This is a genomic window from Streptococcus sp. UBA4344 (genome assembly GCF_002393675.1).
GTDB classification, from domain to species: domain Bacteria; phylum Bacillota; class Bacilli; order Lactobacillales; family Streptococcaceae; genus Streptococcus; species Streptococcus vicugnae.
Genome location: NZ_DGTE01000001.1, coordinates 72,402 through 89,408, shown reverse-complemented (window position 1 = coordinate 89,408; position 17,007 = coordinate 72,402). Strand labels below are relative to the sequence as shown.

Genomic DNA, 17,007 nt, shown 5'->3' with positions numbered 1-17,007 from the left:
CTCCAGCAATCATCATTTCAATAGCTGCTTCTGCTGAATCTATCCCCCCCATACCAATGATTGGAAGATCTGTACTTTGAGCTACCTGACGAATTAATTTAAGCGCTACAGGAAAAACTGCAGGTCCACTCATGCCACCTGTACCATTAGCAATGATTGGTTTACGAGTCTTCAAGTCAAAACGCATACCAACCAAAGTATTAATCATGGTAAAGCCAGTTGCTCCAGCTTCTTCAACTGCCTTAGCAACTGCTGTGATATCAGCCACGCTCGGTGTTAATTTAACATAAACTGGCACATCTGAATGCTCAACACTAGCTTTCACAGCTGCATAAGCTAGCTCTGGCACTTGTCCAATCAACAAGCCATGATTTCCATGGTCAACATTAGGACAAGAGATATTAAGTTCGATAGCTTTAACATTTGCTGCTTTTGAAATCTTTTCAGACACATAAGCATACTCTTCGTTTGAAAAACCAGCTACATTAGCAATAATTGGTAATTCTGGGAAGTGTTCTTGCAACCAAGGTAATTTTTCAGAAAGCACCACATCAACACCTGGATTTTGAAGCCCAATAGCATTTAACATGCCTGAAGGTGTTTCTGCCACACGTGGCGTTGGATTCCCAAAACGAGCATCCTTAGTTGTCGCTTTAATCATAATTGAACCTAACTTATCCAAATCATAATATTTGGCATACTCTTGGCCAAAACCGAAGCAACCTGATGCAGGAATAATCGGATTTTTCAAATCAAGTCCTGGAAGGCTAACAGCTAAACGATTTTCTGACATAAATAAACCTCCTTACAAGATGATTTTTCCAGTTTCAAAAACCGGTCCATCTTCACAAACACGTTGATTGGCAGCATCTTGGGCGTTTTTCAAATGCACTACACAAGCATAACAAGCCCCCATACCACATGCCATACGAGATTCCATAGACAGATAAGCATGTGGATGGTTTTCAAATTTTTGGTCAACGTATTTCAACATTCCTGGTGCGCCACACGAGTAAATAGCATCAAAAGAATATTCTTTTGTAAGCTCATCAACAACCGTTGATACATATCCTTTAGTTCCATATGATCCATCATCAGTGGTGACATAAACCTTACCATATGCTGACAAGGCCTCTTCTAGGATAACAGCATCTTTATTCGCAAAACCAAGAACAGAAATCACTTCAACACCTTTAGCAGCTAATTGCTTAGCTGTTTCAACCAAAGGCGGAACACCGATTCCCCCTCCGATTAACAAAGCTTTTTGCCCTGCAGAAACCACAGAAAGATCAAAACCATTTCCCTGAGGTCCCATAGTATCGACACGATCACCAGCTTTCAACTGAGATAAAATAGCTGTCCCAGCGCGTTCCACACGATAAACAATGGTTGCGACTTTATTAACTTTATCAATCTGGCAAATCGAAATCGGACGACGTAATAATTTACTTGGATCAGGTACTCGAAGATGCAAAAACTGACCAGGAGCCATGTCCATGACCATCTCACCAGAAAGCTTCATCTCAAAAATACGAGGAGCAATCTCTCGTTGACTAACAATCAATAAGTTTTCTTTCAATACAGACGTTTTGTCTTTACAACTTGAATGCATAGTGTTCCTTTCACACAAAAAAACCTCGCCAGAAGGCAAGGTTACAGCAAAATAAGCAGAGCACACCAAAGCATACTCACACTTTTTATTAGAGATAAAACTCTTTTTTACAGTAACCTTGAAAGTCTCTCTGAACTTAATTAAAGGTTTTCAAATTTTAAATATTATAACGCGTTTTCATTTGCTTGTCAATTATTTTTTGTAGCAAGTGAAGATCCTTTTTATTCTCGTGATACTTACCTTATGTGGTGCCAACGGTAGCTTCAATATTTTAGGAAACTAAGGAATTCCTAAAACTTTCGAAATGTAAGAGAAACTTCGCTTCTCTTATCCCCAACCTTAAACAATCTCCCAGATTATTTAAGCAACACATTCAAAACAAACGCAACAACCATTAACCTGAGTTTTCTTTGAAAACAAAATTAAAGACAGTAGTTGCAGCTACTGTCTTTTTTGCGTTGTGCTATAAGTATCTTCAAACTTTAGCGTTAAATGTGTTGTAACACGTTATCGGAAAAAATTGTCAAGAAATAAGTTTTTCATTATTTATAAGCTTGATAAGAATGAATGTGTAAGTCTGAACGGCCAGTAAAAGGAGCAATTTCAGACATCAAGGTTTCAAAACGACTATCTTGCATCAAAACATTTTGACCATAAACCATTAAATGAATTGGTTCAGTCGCTTCGCTAATCAAGTTCCCTTCAGCACCAAAGATTTCTTTTTTACGACTACGCAAATCATCTAAAATTTCTTCCAAGATGACTAAAGACGCAGTCACATCATCAGAGGCGCCTTCAAATCGATCAAATGGGTTATAAAACTTGATTTCACGCTTCAAATCTTCGCCAGCATCGATGACGTAGACCATTCCCTTGTGATCGAAAAGATAATGACGGAACTGCTTCACAGCATCCTTAGGATTAATCTCTGGCAAGTTAGGCTCAGAAGCATTATTAACCTCTTCCTCTTGTTCAATGTCAAGATTATCAAGTTCTTCATCTTCTTGAGCTTTCTCTACTTGATGATCAGCTACCTCAAGCGCAGATTCCGCATCTTCATCAAGGCTAGTTGCTTCAGAAACTACTTCTTCAGCTACTTCATCTTCTGACTCTAGACTTGATTTTTCAGGATTTTCAGCAAGTTCTACCTCTTCAATTAAATCCTCAGCTTCAGAATCAACACTTTCATCACTTTCCGGTTCAAGCTGATGATTATCTTCTAGTTCTTCACTGCCATCAGTTGCTGATTCTTCGTCCTCTTTGACTTCCTCAAGCCTACTATCTTCCAAAGCAGATTCTTCCTCAAGAGATGTCTCCTCAACTTCGACTGCCTCACCAAGTTCGTGATCAGGTAATTCTTGGCTACCAAGTGTTTTATCAGCAAGATTAGTTGCTTCAGATTGTCCTTGAGACTCTTCAACCTCTTCCGCTGATACATCTTTGTTATCAACGTTATCAGTAGATTCAGATAACTCAGCAAACTCTTGTCTTTTAGCTAATTCTTTTTCAAGAAGCTCTGGAATTGTCTCAGCTTTTTCTTCTTCAGGTTCATGATATTCTTCTTGAGACTTTCTAGGCACCAAAGCATCGATTTTAGCCATCAACTCTGCCTTATTGATTTCTCTTTTTTTGTATTCAACAACTTGGAGAGGATCCACCAAAATCGGATATTCAGATTCTTCTTTGATTGACAAATTAGTCACTCGAAGAGAGGTGAAAACATCAATCAATACCCCAAAAACACGTTGACGATTATCACCCAAAATTGCTTGAAATACTGATTTTGATTCACAAATTTCTAAAACATGATCAATCCCGCGAACCCAGCTACCTACAATATCCAAAGAATGATTCATCAACCTAAACGATGGTTCATCATACCAAAATGTTGACTTAATTAACTTCTCTTGCTTAGAAAGCGCATCCACAGAAGCTAAAATTTCACCTAACTCTGATTGCACAACATTTGGCGAAAAAGAAGCCCCCAATAAAGATGGGGTCTTCTCAACCAAAACAATCTCATCTCTGAAAAGTGTTAGGTAATGAATGCTGACAAGTAATTTTTGAATTAATAAACGATGTCCATTTGAGTTCATATCTTTCTTCACTACCATCACACTCACCTTACAATTTATATTACATTTTTATTACAATCTTTTACTACTAATATATCATATAATAAGCAAAAGAACAACGAAAAAAAGACAAGAAGCCTGAGAATAAAAAGAAAAACCGAACGATATTTTGAAAGACTAAAAAAAGAAACCGAGTCGTAACTCAGCTTCTTCTATTTATCAAGATTATTTTTTAACGTCTTGTTTGTAGAATTCTTTCAAAGCTTCTTGCCATGTTGGGATAACAAAGCCTGTAGCTTTTGCTTTTTTAAGACTCATTGTTGAGTTAAGTGGACGTTTTGCTTTTGCTGGGAATTGACTTGAATCAACTGGTTTAACCACAACGTCAGTATCTTTCAAGATTTCAACAGCAAAGTCATACCAAGTTGTATCTTCAGCAGCATCATTTGACAAGTGGTAGTAACCAAATTCTTTTTGGTTTTCTGTCAAGTAAGTCATGAATTCAGCCAAAGTACGAGTCCAAGTTGGACGACCGTGTTGGTCATTAACAACTGTCAATGTGTCATGAGTTTTGGCAAGGTTTTGCATTGTGAAAACAAAGTTTTTACCATAGTTACCAAATACCCAAGCTGTACGGATGATGTAGAATTTTTCAGCGTATTTTTCGACAGCTTCTTCACCCAAACGTTTTGTACGACCGTATTCAGTTTGAGGATCTGGAGTATCATCAACTTCCCATTCTTGACCAACTGGTTTTTTACCATCAAAAACATAGTCAGTTGAAATGTAAACAAGAGTTGCACCATATTTTGCTGCAGCTTTAGCCACGATTTCAGTACCTGTTACGTTAATCGCGTAATCAAGTTCTTTACCTTCATCTTCAGCAGCATCAACCGCAGTGTAAGCTGCACAGTGGTATACAAGTGTTGGTTTGACTTGTGCAAACACTTCATCAACTTTTTCAGCATTAGTGATGTCCATTTCTGCAACGTCAACCGCTACATACTCCTCACCACGTTCATCCAAAAGATAACGTAATTCTGTTCCTAATTGCCCATTGGCACCTGTAACTAAAATCATTTTAGCGCTCCTCATAATATCTAATTAAAGGCTTTCAAACCTTTTAAATCATTCCCTACTATTTTACACTATTTTTACAAAAAAAGCAGTAATTAATGAGATTGTTCTGGTGTAGTAAATTGGTAACACTATTACTTAATGAGTTAAAATAGGAAAAGTGGCACAAAACACTATCCAAATGAAGTTCATCAAAAGACTGTTTAACTTTATATTTGATTAAACGTTAAAGAGCTTAGCTACTAAATATGGTATATCTTCAGCCTCAATCTCGAATCAGGTACGTCCTTATCGTAAAGAATACCAGTCAAACCTAAATGAAAAAATCAAATCTTGAACTTATGAAAAAAGTTCGCAAATTACACCAGAAAAAAACTGAATCAGAAATAGCAAATGACTTCTTAAAAAACTGTGTCATTCTTTGCAAAGAGAATCGAATAGAGACATATCATTTTATTGATAATTATAAAGAAAAATAAGTCTTGAGATGTCTATTTCTACATATGAACATTCATTCTAACGATCATTACAATTATCTCAAGAAAGAAACAAGCGACTATCATTGATAAGAGCAAACTCTTCTTAGTCCAATTCAAATTATTTATCATGAGTACAATGGAAATATCGCTCACAGATTCATGAAAGTTTTTCTAGAAAGACGAGATATCTATCTTTCTAAAACTACCGTTCACAAATATATGAATAAATTACTAAACTTAGTAAGTATTTCTCGAAGAAGGAAATCGAACTATAGAAAGGTAACATTCATAGAGTCTTTCTAAAACTCCTCAAGTGAATCTTTGCCTCAACTGAACCTAATTACATGTGATGTATAGCAGAACTGTTCAATATAACTGTACAATCATTGATTTATATGACCGTAGTGTAGTTGCAAGTAAAAATGTGAAGAAAATTACGGCTGATTTAGCTATTTCCCCTTTAGCAAAGCAACCTTGTGACCAATCAAAGTTCTGATAAATATGTTTAGTTCAAAAGAATTTCTTCATCATTATGCATTTCACAAAATATGAGTCGTCAGGTACTCCATGTGACACACCACAATAGAATGGTATTACAATTCATTAATTTAGCCAATACTGATATGATACTATCGAGGAATTGAAACAAGTTATAAACGAATTTACCTATGTATGGTACAACCAAATCAGATAAAATTCTTATAAAATACCTAACACCTCTAGAAAAACGATTCGAATAATTCTATTTAGCTAATCATGTTATAAAAAGATTGCCCCAGGGCAGCTTATTGATATCTAAAAAAATATTATAATTAAATCTTTATAACATTGAAATTTAAAATAGTCTACTTTAATCGCATAAAAAAGAGGAGATTTAATTAATCTCCTCTCATTATTTACTATACCTAAACTGATTAACTAACAATAACACTATTAAAATTTATTTGATTTATAAAATCGATAACCCAAAGCAATAAGAACTAAAGCAGTCCCAATCAATAAATAAATTCCAAAAGTTCCTGTTTTAATAATCGGTATTTGATTTTTTGTTAATTCAGTATTAGTAATTATCATACCGTGTTTTTTTGACATTTTTGTGTAAGTTGCTGCATATCCTTGGGGAACAACTTCTTCAACAGAATATGTAGCGTCAACAAGTAAATTTGAAAAAGTAAATGACCAATTATTACTACTATTTAACTCTGCAGTATCAACGATTCTTCCAGATTTTTTTAATCTAACAATTACACTACTAAGTTCCTTTCCGACCCATTTTTTTTTGACCGTATAAGTCGCCATTGCTGGTAAATTATTTTCTTCTGTTTTAGGATAAACTGTAGTAGGTTGATTAGGTAAGAGCAGTACAACAAAAGGTACACTCTTCCAAAGCTGCTGAATATTCGAGGATTGATTAACCTCCACAACATAATAAACACCTGGCGTCATATTCGAAACTGTTGTTGAACCATTCAAATCCGTCACTTCACTATTATAAAATTCTCCGTCATAGGCCATAGACTTCAACTCTTCAATAGTTTTATCAGCATACTTAAGAACTAAAGCTTTTTGATTATCTACACTTAACTCTTCGGTAGGAGCTATCTTAAATAAACTATAAGAACTCCCAGAAATAGGAACAGCCTGACTTGAGTCTTCACTATTTTTTAATTTTATTATAGTAATAGCAGCATTAGTATCATCTTGAGCATGTACTGGAATAGTAAAAACGTGAAAAATCACTATCAAGGATAATAAACAAAAAACAAAATTCTTCAGACAAGATTGCAGTTTCATACCTAACATCTCTCCTTTTCTCTTCTTCAGTAAAGCGTTCAACAATTGAACGCTTTACTGAAGAGGCAAGAAAATCTTGCCTACCTCATGTTTTCTAAAACAGTTTATTTAGTAACACGACGTTTTACAAATAAACCTACAACTGCTAGAACAACCCCCACCGCAACAACAATAATCGAACCAATACCACCAGTCTGTGGAATAGTAACTTTATTATTCTTTACTTCTTGAGAATCAGATTTTTTAAGCTCAACAGCTGTTGGATCTTCATAATAAGAAGAAGAGTTCACTACAAATTCAATTGGTTGTTGTAAAAGCGCATAATCTTTTGGAGCCTTTGTTTCAACAATCTTATAAGTTGTTTCACCATCTTTTGCAGATTGATTAGCATTTCCATAAGGTAATCCAATAACTTCGAAATAACCATTTTCATCTGACTTGAAGACAGTTGCATTATCTTTAGACGATATCCATTCGTTCTTAATAACCGCACCATTTGAAACAGTCTGTTTCAAATATCTATCTCCAACTTCGTTTGTTACAACAAATTCAGCACCAGATAGCTTTTCGCTTGTTGCTTTATCCACTTTTTCAAAACGTTTACCACCTGTATGAAGCTCAGGGTTTTCATCTGGAGTATCTTCTTTTTGTTTATCCTCTGAAGGATTTGTACCATAAATTATTTTTACATCATTAGGATTTTCCGCTCCGAGTACAGCATCTTCATTAATTGTTGCATCGTATGAAATAGTAATTTCATCACCAGCTTTTAGAGTAGCAATGTAATCATTAGTGAATGCGACTGTAATTTTTGCTTTTTTTGTTCCTACAGATGGAGCTGTAAGAGTATAGTTGTTTGTATCAATATCTGCACCATTCAGTTTGACTTTAAGATTTCCTTGATAGCTTAATCCCTTTGAAAATTCGTCATCAAATTTCAAAACTTTATATTCAGCAATTCCTTCGGGCATTACTGAAGAAACTTTAAAAGTTTTTGTTTCACCAATTAGTGCTGTATCATGTTTGTCAGTTTCATTGACAACTTTATTAATTGTTGGTTTATCAACAGTATTCTTTGGATAAACATGAACAGCATCTTCTCCAGTTGTATACCATCCTCCGTCAGCTTTAAAAACTGGAAGTTCAATTTCAACTGGTACAGCAGCAGAATTAGCAAGCTCTTCATCACCAGATACTTCAGATTTTTCTTTATTTTCAACAATAAAGTATTTACCTGCAGCTAGATCGGTGAATGTGATGTTGCCATCTGCGTCTGTGAGACCTTCTTTGATAACTTCGCCATTAACACTGCCTTTATGCACTTCAAAATAAGCGCCTTGAACAGTATCGGTAGTTCCAAAATAAGCCCCTCTATCAAGTTTTTGACCAGTGTATGCTGTACCATCATTACCAGTTTGTTTTGGCCAACCATCTAAGTTGGACATTTTAACTTTAGTCAAAACAACATCGTATTTGTCGTCAGTACCAGGTGCATTATCCTGGGCAAAGGCAGTCACAGATCCAAGTGCTGAAAATACCAAACTTAGAGCTGCAAAAGTTGTAAACAAGAGTTGGGTAATCTTTTTCATTTTTCCTTCCTCCTAAATTTCCTTTCTATTTTGCATGTAATATAACATTACTGCCATTAATAATATAACTAACCCAATCGAGATAAATGGTAATATACCGATACCACCCGTTACAGGGTAGGTAGGATTCACTTTATTCTTGAGAGTCAATGTTACATCGGATGTAGCATTATCATCTGAATATTTTATAAATTTATCATTATCATCACTGATTTCCAAATACTCTTTTGGAACATCTTCTTCGATGTAGTAAGTGTAATAACTTCCACCACTATCACGAACTGGTACTGATTCAGTTATTCTCCAGGTATATTTTCCGTCATTTTTTTGACGTTTCAATCTTACTTCTTTATATAACTCACCATTATTAGTTGAGCCATCTGTTGTTCGGTAAAGTTTTACGCTCAAAGATTCTGGTAATTTTTCATTACTTATTTCTTTTCCATCTTTGTTGTACCATTTTTTTTGAATAATTAATTGACTGCTCTCACGATTATTTGTTACACCCAAATGATTATTATCCTTTGTTTGTGATAATTCAATACCATTGTTTAAATAATCCTTAATATAGAAGAAATCAGGAATGGTACTCATATCTTCTTCAATAAAATAGGTATATTTTACACCATTTTCATTTGCTATTGGTAGCCCATCAATTGACTTCTTCCAAGATTTAGTACCATCAGTATCATATAAGAGTTCAACATCTTGTTGAAAAGTAGCATCAACTAAATTACCAACTTTACGCTTTAAAGTCACTTTTATCTTACCAAAATCCTTTGTAGATTCATTATCAATAGCAGCGCCATTTTCTTGCCATTTTTTAGTAATAGTTAGGCCAGTTTTGACTTTTTTATTTGTTACCGTAAAACCAGTCTCCTCACTTGAATCTCCGCTATAAGAGGCCTGATAATCAGAGGAAATCTCACGTTCCCGAACATCATAATGGATTTCTCTTGCATCCTGAGTAAAGTTTTGACGAATTATCTTTTCCAAAGATTCTTGATCTGGTACCTGCTTGAAGACTGTATTCCAATTATTCTCATCACTCAATGTTTGAGATTGAATAAGTGTTTCTGCTTTTTTTCCATCTGCAGTCCAGACTGCATACAAATCAATAGTCACTGATTCATGGCTATTTTCTTCGTCTTGCCAAACTTTTTGAATTGGAATATCAATATACTTAACGAAATTATTAGTAAAGGCCTCCGTACTAATTGTTGCCCATACATAATTCGTACGTGGAACGCGCTGACTAACTGGACTCCTTTCAAGATTTCCAAGAGTTACAGTGACATGTGTCGTTGCTGAAGTTGTGAAAAGTACAGAGTTAAGCGACCACGTATCGGATCCAGGAACATCATCAATCGACTCACGTCCGGCAACTGTTCCCCAAGGTGTAGTACCCCCGTTATAGGCAGTTTGATTACCATTTGGTCCACCTGCATATGATGTAACAATATTAGAATTTGGAACTACATAAGCACCAGATACAGTTCCCTCAGCTGGTACAACTGATTCAGGCCCATAAGCTGCTGGATTCGGATAATCCCAAGAAGGCTCACGTTGAGGATCCAACGAATTGATAGTGTAATAAGCAGCATTTTTACTATTTAAATCACCCTCAGGCATAAGTATAGCTTGACTTTCGTCACCACCTCTTGGAACAAACTGCAAGTCAACCTGAAATTTATTAACATTCTGCCAAACCCAACCACCAAATAACAAGTCACTAATTTCAATAAGTGGATAATACTGTGAATAAGCAGAGTAATACTCACTACCATTGTTAATATTGATTGTTCTGTTTTTATAGGGTGTAACCTTAATTGTAGCAATTGCATCTACCAACTGTCCGTCATAATAAGCTGCATCAGTGTATCTAACTTTAACCCACATTCCTGTTGTATCTAACGACAAATCAGATTCGCTCCAACCAGAATTTGGATCTGTTTGATACCCTCTATCAGACCAATTTGAAGGTTTAAATCTCACTAACATCGCTGTTCTGGAACTATTATCCATGGCCTTTCTAATATTAGGATCAAGTCCATAGCCAGTATCTTCAATCCTATAATCACCACCATGAACTCTATTATTTGTCTGTGTTTGATTACCTCCCGATACACGAACATAGCTGTCAACTTGACTACCAACATCTATAATTTCTACTCTAGAAGTTGATGGCATATTTTTAATAATCTGCATATTATTAAAAGGGGCAATGTCACCTTCTGTAATTGTTTCAGGCTGGGTGATACTACGTGAAGCACGTAATAGTTTAGAACGTTTTAACTTTTTGATAGCAATATTGATAACATCTACTTCTTTCCAACTATCATCTATATACTGTTCAAACTTACCATTTGCAGTGATTCTAATTTTTATAGCTTTATCATTATCTTGAAATTGATAGACATCAGATTCTTTCAAATCATAAACTACTCCAACTTCTAAATCAAGTGTCGGAGAGTCTTCTGCACTTACCCAACTTGCCAATGTTATTTCAGGTTCACTCTCCTTATAAAACATAAAGGAAGCAGGATACCAATCTTTTGTATTATCCTCAGCATCATAAACATTTATCTTAGGAAGAGTAACAGTTAAAATCTTCTTTTCTTCAGCCTTAAGTGTATTTTCTTTGTCCGATGAATCATCATTCGTCGTTTTATCGTTTCCAGAATCTATACTTGGTATCATTGACAAAATCAAAGTCCCGGATTTTTCTTCTTTATCCCACTGATTACCATCCGATAAAACAAAAACATCACCGTTCTCATCAATCTTAAATATTTTATCATCAAAAGCATCATATCCTTTAACACTATTAACTTTAATAAGATACTCTTTGTTAATCTTTAGATTAATATTTTTAATTTCATCACTTGTCGCCCATTTTTCAACAATATCATTACTATCCCTTTCTCGAATCTCAATACCTACATTATTGATATTTTCATCTGTTTTTTTATTTTTTAAGAAAATTGCAACTTCCTTTTCTTGTGATTTTTCTTGTTGAACCACATTTTCTGATTGAGACAATCCCATGCTACTATCTATTGCATATACAATAGGACATAACAGAACGGAAGAAATTAAAATAATCGAAAGAAAACCCGATACAACTATTTGTTTGCTAACTAATATTTTTTTTAAAAAAAAACTTAAATAAGTAAATTTACAAACGCTCACTCTCTCTTTCATTTTCAACCTCCTTATGGTATTATCCTTCAACTCCTAGCTATATTGTAATACTTTTTTAAAAAAAAGAAAACTAAAACCACAACTTTCTTTTATTATTTATTCATTTTCATTAATTCACCAATTATTTTCTGAAAATTTCATAAAAGTTATGCTTTTTTATTTTTTTACCTACATTTTCTTTTTAAAAACACCCTATTTCATTATTTTATTTGTTTTTCTATATCATTTTTTATAGAATGAGGTGTGAAGATAGGAGTTGACGAGGAGGTATAAAAGTGAAAAAGATTATAAGGGTTTTAACATCGTTTATCATTATTCTTGGTATATTAATCATCTGTTATCCTGTTGTTAGCCAAATTTACTATAATATTATTAACAAACAAGAAATCATTGACTTCAATTCTGGCTCTAAGGCTTTATCAGAATCAGAAATTTCTAATCGTATTGCCTTAGCAAGAGACTATAATAAATCTTTACGAAACATTACCATTACAGATCCATATACTAGAGAAAAGATAGAAAAAGGACTAAAAGAATATGCTAGAATGCTAGAAATCAATGAAAAAATTGGAAGTATTTCTATTCCAGCTATTGGTGTTAATCTTCCGATTTTTGCAGGTACCTCTGAAAATGTTCTTCAAAAAGGTGTCGGTCATCTTGAAGGAACTAGTCTTCCAATCGGTGGTAAAAATACTCATGCTGTCTTAACTGCACATACAGGGCTTCCCAAAAATCGTTTATTTACAGATTTAAACAAAGTAAAAATAGGTAATAAGTTTTTTATTACTAATATTAAGGAAGTCATAGCATATCAAGTTGATTCTATCACCGTAATTAAACCTACACAAATTGATAAATTAGCTATCATACCCGGGAAAGACTATGTAACTCTCTTAACTTGCACACCTTACATGATTAATTCTCATCGCCTTCTCGTTAGAGGACACCGTGTTCCTTATCATCCAAAAGATAAGGAAGCGAATTTAAGAACAGCAATTTTTAATATTCCAATACTATATTTTGCTATTAGTTTTATTATTCTTATCCTCTCATTTCTTCTTTTTAAAATGAAATTAAAAAGACTATCAGCAAAAGATAGGAGGATGGCATGAAGCAACCAATTAAATTCGGAAAATTTCTTTATCGTCTTTTAATCACCATTGGCTTATTTACTATTTTTTTTCCTTTCGCAAGTCAAACCTACTATCAATATATTTCTAAACAAGAGACAAATCAATTTGAAGAAGAGTGTAAAAAAGTAAATCCTTATGAAATACGACACCGTATTGAATTAGCTAAAGCTTATAATCGAACTCTTTCACCTGCAAAATTAGGTGACCCATTTACAAATAAAGAAAAAGCTGGGATTGCTGAATATGCTCGAATGATTCAATTACAAGAAAAAATTGGTTACATTACTATTCCTAAAATCAATCAAAAACTCCCTATTAGAGCAGGAACTAGTGAAAATGTTTTACAAAAAGGTGCAGGTCACCTTGAAGGAACTAGCCTTCCAATCGGGGGTAAAGGTACACATACAGTTATTACGGCTCACCGTGGGCTTCCAACTGCACGTCTTTTTACAGATCTCAATAAATTAAAGATTGGAGATTTTTTCTATATTACTAATATCAAAGAGACCTTAGCATATAAGGTTGATCAAATATTAATAGTTGAACCTAATGATTTTACACCGATTCTAGTGGATGATTATCATGATTATGCAACACTATTAACTTGTACACCCTATATGATAAATTCACATCGATTATTAGTTCGTGGAGAACGTATCAATTTACCAAAAAGAAAAGTCGCTAAAGATAGTCAGATTAATTTCTTTAGTCAATATAAATGGTTTATCGGTATCATATCACTATTTCTTTTGGGAATTATTGTTTATTTGATTTGTCGACTAATATGTAAAAAAGGAAGAAAGCTATGAAAAAGAAAAAAATATTTGGACTCAGTCTCTTACTAATTGGTCTAATAATCTTAAGTTATCCGTTCGTATTAATGGTTCACTATGATATCGCACAACTAGAAACTAATCAAGCGTTTATCACTTACCAAGAGAATAGTCAAGTAAATCTCAAAAGAATTTATAGTGCCATAAAAGAAACAACTATCTCTACTCCTATACGGGATGTTTTTACGGAAAAAAAAAAGAATGGACAAAATGGTCCATACTCTACTGTGCTTGATACAAATAAAGTATGGGGACAAATTGTCATTCCTTCTTTAGGACAACGTTTTGACTTATACCTTGATGCTGATTATAACAAATTGACTAAAGGTGTCGCCACTTTAGTAGGAACAGGTGCACCTTTGGGAATTAAAGGACAACGTCCTATTATTGCAGGTCATAGGATTACTTACAACAATATGTCTTTTAATTTTATTCCAGAATTAAAAAAAGGGGATAAAATCTTTATCATTTTTTTAAACCAAACATTAATCTATTCCGTTTACAGTAAAGAGATAATTGATGAATATGATAGCAATAAACTGAAACCAGTCTCAGGTCAAGACACTATTACTCTAATGACCTGTACTAATGCTCCACAGTATAATCAACGCTATCTTGTTAATGCAAAAAGAGTAGAAACAACCTACCAAGTACCACAAAAAACAATTAATAAAACATCTATTTTAAATGTCATCACAAGTAAGGATAATTCTACATTATTTAAAATCAAACGTTCTTCTCCATATCTTATACTTATCCTAAGTTTTTCCCTATTAGTTTATTTTGGAAAAAAGTTCTACCAGCTGGTGAAACAACTAAAAGAATAGTTCTCTATGCTACATACTATTCTTTTCTACTATCATATAGAGATTATAGCTACACTAGATTATCCCCCTCCTAAGTGCAATTATTGCAAGGGAAAGCAAATTAAATACGACTTCCAAAAGCCTTCTAAGATTCCATTTATTGTGATAAACGGACTGCCTAGTCTCATTCGTTTAAAAGAGAAAATTTCAATACAAGGACTACCGTAAAGTGACCGTATCGAAACAAACATTGTCAAGAAAAACTGTCAAATCTCTGAGCTAGTGAAGCAGAAAACAGCTCAACTCTTACTTAGTCGAGAAGCTTTAACGCACATGAAAAACTTGCCATCTCTACCTCAACTGTGTATCGTAAGCTTAAACAATTTCAGTTCAAGGATAACTTTTCAACCTTACCTGAAGTACTGTCTTGGGATGAATTCTCTTATCAAAAAGGAAAACTAGCTTTTATTGCTCAAGACTATAACACGAAGAAAATCATTACAATCCTTGATAACAGACGACAAACAACCATTCGCAATCACTTTTTCAAATACTCTAAAGAAGCTCGAGAAGGGGTGAAAATCGTTACTATGGACATAGCTGGTAATTACATACCTTTAATCATGTTGCTTCGCTCTCCAGTTTCTAGGCTCAGGCTGAAACAGTCTATTCCCGGACTGTTTCACTCCCAAATGCTAAAATTGTTCTTGACCGTTTTCACATTGTCCAACACATGACAGAGCATTAAAACAAACACGTATTCAAATAATGAAACAATTTGAGCAATCTCTTGAATATCGTGTTCTAAAATATTACTGGAAACTCATTCAAAAGGATAGTCGAAAACTATCGCCTAATGCTTTTTATTCAAGGACTTTCAGAGAAACGTTAACGCCTAAAAAGTGTTTAGACAAGATTTTTAAACACGTTCCGCAATTTAAAAAATACTACAACCTTTATCAATTACTTCTTTTCCACTTACAAGAAAAAAATATCGAACAATTTTTTGGATTAATTCAGGAAGCTTTACCTCAACTTAATCATCCTTTTCTAATGCCAAACTTGAAGCAACCAACAAGCTCATCAAAAATGTTAAACGAAACGCTTTTGGTTACAGGAACTTTGACAACTTTAAAAAACGCATTTACCTCGCTTTGAAAAGCAAAAAAGCGAGAACACCATTTGTTCTCGCTAGAGCTTAACTTTGCCACCCACTACAGTTGACAAAGAGCCTTTTATTTTTATTCATAAGCTTTGTAGGTTGAAATGTGTAAATCTGAACGATTTGAAAAGTGCTGAAGCTCCGATAAAAGACTTTCAAAGCGACTATCTTCCATTAATGGATTTTGTCCATAAGAACTAGAATATCTGATATTTTATCAAAAGCACCCTCAAAACGATCAAATGCATTGTAAAATTTGATTTCACGTTTTAAATCATCTTGAGCATCTGCAACATAAATCATCCCTTTATGGTCAAAAAGATAATGACGGAATTGCTTGATAGCAGCCTCACGACTAATTTCTGTAAGCTCCAGCTCTGACTCTTCCTCATCAAGAAGCGTAGCAAGAGGGGTATCAGACACATTCTCTGTCTCTTTAAACTCTTCTTCGACCTCAGCTACCGATTCGGTAGCATCCGCAACTTCAGGCTGAACACTAGCAACCTCTTCTTCAACATCATCAGACGGTTCTTCCTCGTCAACTTTTGACTCAACTGATTGCAGTTCAGCTACAAGCTTATCTTCTTTATTCTCAAGGATAGGAGCATCTCGGACATCTTTGTCTTTATCAACTTCAAGGCTCTGTTCTGATTTTCTAGGGGTCAAGGCATCAATTTTAGCCAATAATTCGGCTTTTTTTGTTTCTCTTTTTTGATATTCTACCGCTTGCAAAGGGTCAACTAAAATAGGGTATTCTGATTCTTCCTTGATTGATAAATTGGTAATTCGAATTGAAGAAAAACATCAATCAGCACGCCAAAAACACGCTGGCGCTTATCACCAAGGATCGCTTGAAAAACAGATTTTGACTCACAGATTTCTAAAACATTATCATCCCACGAATCCAATTACCGACAATATCCAAAGAATGATTCATCAATCTGAAAGATGCTTCATCATACCAAAATGTTGATTTAATCAATTTTTCTTGCTTAGAAAGCGCATCAACAGCCGCCAAAATTTCACCCAATTCTGATTGAACCACATACGGCGAAAAAGACGCCCCCAACAATGACGGAGTCTTTTCAACCAAAACAATCTCATCTCTGAAAAGTGTCAAGTAATGAATACTAACAAGTAATTTTTGAATCAACAATCGATGATTATTTGAATTAGTGTTTTCCATCACTTCCACCACTCACCTTTATCTATTAATATTACAGTTTCGTTACAATCCGTTACT

10 protein-coding genes and 2 pseudogenes are annotated in these 17,007 nt (G+C 34.3%); 4 read left to right on the top strand and 8 right to left on the bottom strand.

The genetic code is table 11. The features are described from left to right. The 7 genes from B4D49_RS00405 to B4D49_RS00375 all read right to left on the bottom strand — a co-directional run. Positions 1–793 (bottom strand): dihydroorotate dehydrogenase (locus B4D49_RS00405; protein WP_286782857.1); only part of this gene is annotated, 793 nt, incomplete at its 3' end. A gap of 12 nt (positions 794–805) precedes the next feature. After that, positions 806–1,612 carry a dihydroorotate dehydrogenase electron transfer subunit gene (locus tag B4D49_RS00400; protein WP_074482118.1) on the bottom strand — a complete coding sequence of 269 codons (807 nt, stop codon included), beginning with the start codon at positions 1,610–1,612 and terminating at the stop codon, positions 806–808. 542 nt (positions 1,613–2,154) lie between these two features. Continuing rightward, positions 2,155–3,726, bottom strand: a complete 1,572-nt coding sequence (locus B4D49_RS00395; RefSeq protein WP_286782856.1) for a hypothetical protein — start codon at positions 3,724–3,726, stop codon at positions 2,155–2,157. A 186-nt stretch (positions 3,727–3,912) separates the two neighbouring features. Then, positions 3,913–4,767: a dTDP-4-dehydrorhamnose reductase gene (gene rfbD / locus B4D49_RS00390; protein WP_199544190.1), complete on the bottom strand. Its 855-nt coding sequence runs from the start codon at positions 4,765–4,767 to the stop codon at positions 3,913–3,915. Positions 4,768–6,176: 1,409 nt separating this feature from the next. After that, on the bottom strand, positions 6,177–7,037 hold the full coding sequence (locus B4D49_RS00385; RefSeq protein ID WP_286782855.1) for a Cna B-type domain-containing protein: 861 nt from the start codon (positions 7,035–7,037) through the stop codon (positions 6,177–6,179). Positions 7,038–7,141: 104 nt separating this feature from the next. Beyond that, positions 7,142–8,626, bottom strand: a complete 1,485-nt coding sequence (locus tag B4D49_RS00380) for a SpaH/EbpB family LPXTG-anchored major pilin (RefSeq protein ID WP_286782854.1) — start codon at positions 8,624–8,626, stop codon at positions 7,142–7,144. A 12-nt stretch (positions 8,627–8,638) separates the two neighbouring features. Next, on the bottom strand, positions 8,639–11,830 hold the full coding sequence (locus tag B4D49_RS00375) for a Cna B-type domain-containing protein (RefSeq protein WP_286782853.1): 3,192 nt from the start codon (positions 11,828–11,830) through the stop codon (positions 8,639–8,641). A 275-nt stretch (positions 11,831–12,105) separates the two neighbouring features. Between B4D49_RS00375 and B4D49_RS00370 the strand changes: the two genes are divergently transcribed. The 4 genes and pseudogenes from B4D49_RS00370 to B4D49_RS00355 form a co-directional block, all read left to right on the top strand. After that, on the top strand, positions 12,106–12,942 hold the full coding sequence (locus tag B4D49_RS00370; protein WP_286782852.1) for a class C sortase: 837 nt from the start codon (positions 12,106–12,108) through the stop codon (positions 12,940–12,942). Continuing rightward, on the top strand, positions 12,939–13,772 hold the full coding sequence (locus B4D49_RS00365; RefSeq protein WP_286782851.1) for a class C sortase: 834 nt from the start codon (positions 12,939–12,941) through the stop codon (positions 13,770–13,772). The genes B4D49_RS00370 and B4D49_RS00365 overlap by 4 nt, the downstream gene beginning before the upstream one ends. Further along, complete coding sequence (locus B4D49_RS00360) at positions 13,769–14,623, top strand: class C sortase (RefSeq protein WP_286782850.1); 855 nt, start codon at positions 13,769–13,771, stop codon at positions 14,621–14,623. Before B4D49_RS00365 ends, B4D49_RS00360 begins: the two co-directional genes overlap by 4 nt. A gap of 33 nt (positions 14,624–14,656) precedes the next feature. Then, positions 14,657–15,804: pseudogene (locus B4D49_RS00355) on the top strand (transposase); the annotation flags it as partial. Positions 15,805–15,843: 39 nt separating this feature from the next. On the opposite strand, the pseudogene B4D49_RS00350 reads toward B4D49_RS00355, so the two are convergent. Continuing rightward, a pseudogene (locus B4D49_RS00350) lies at positions 15,844–16,950 on the bottom strand (hypothetical protein). Between the last annotated feature and the right edge of the window lie 57 nt (positions 16,951–17,007).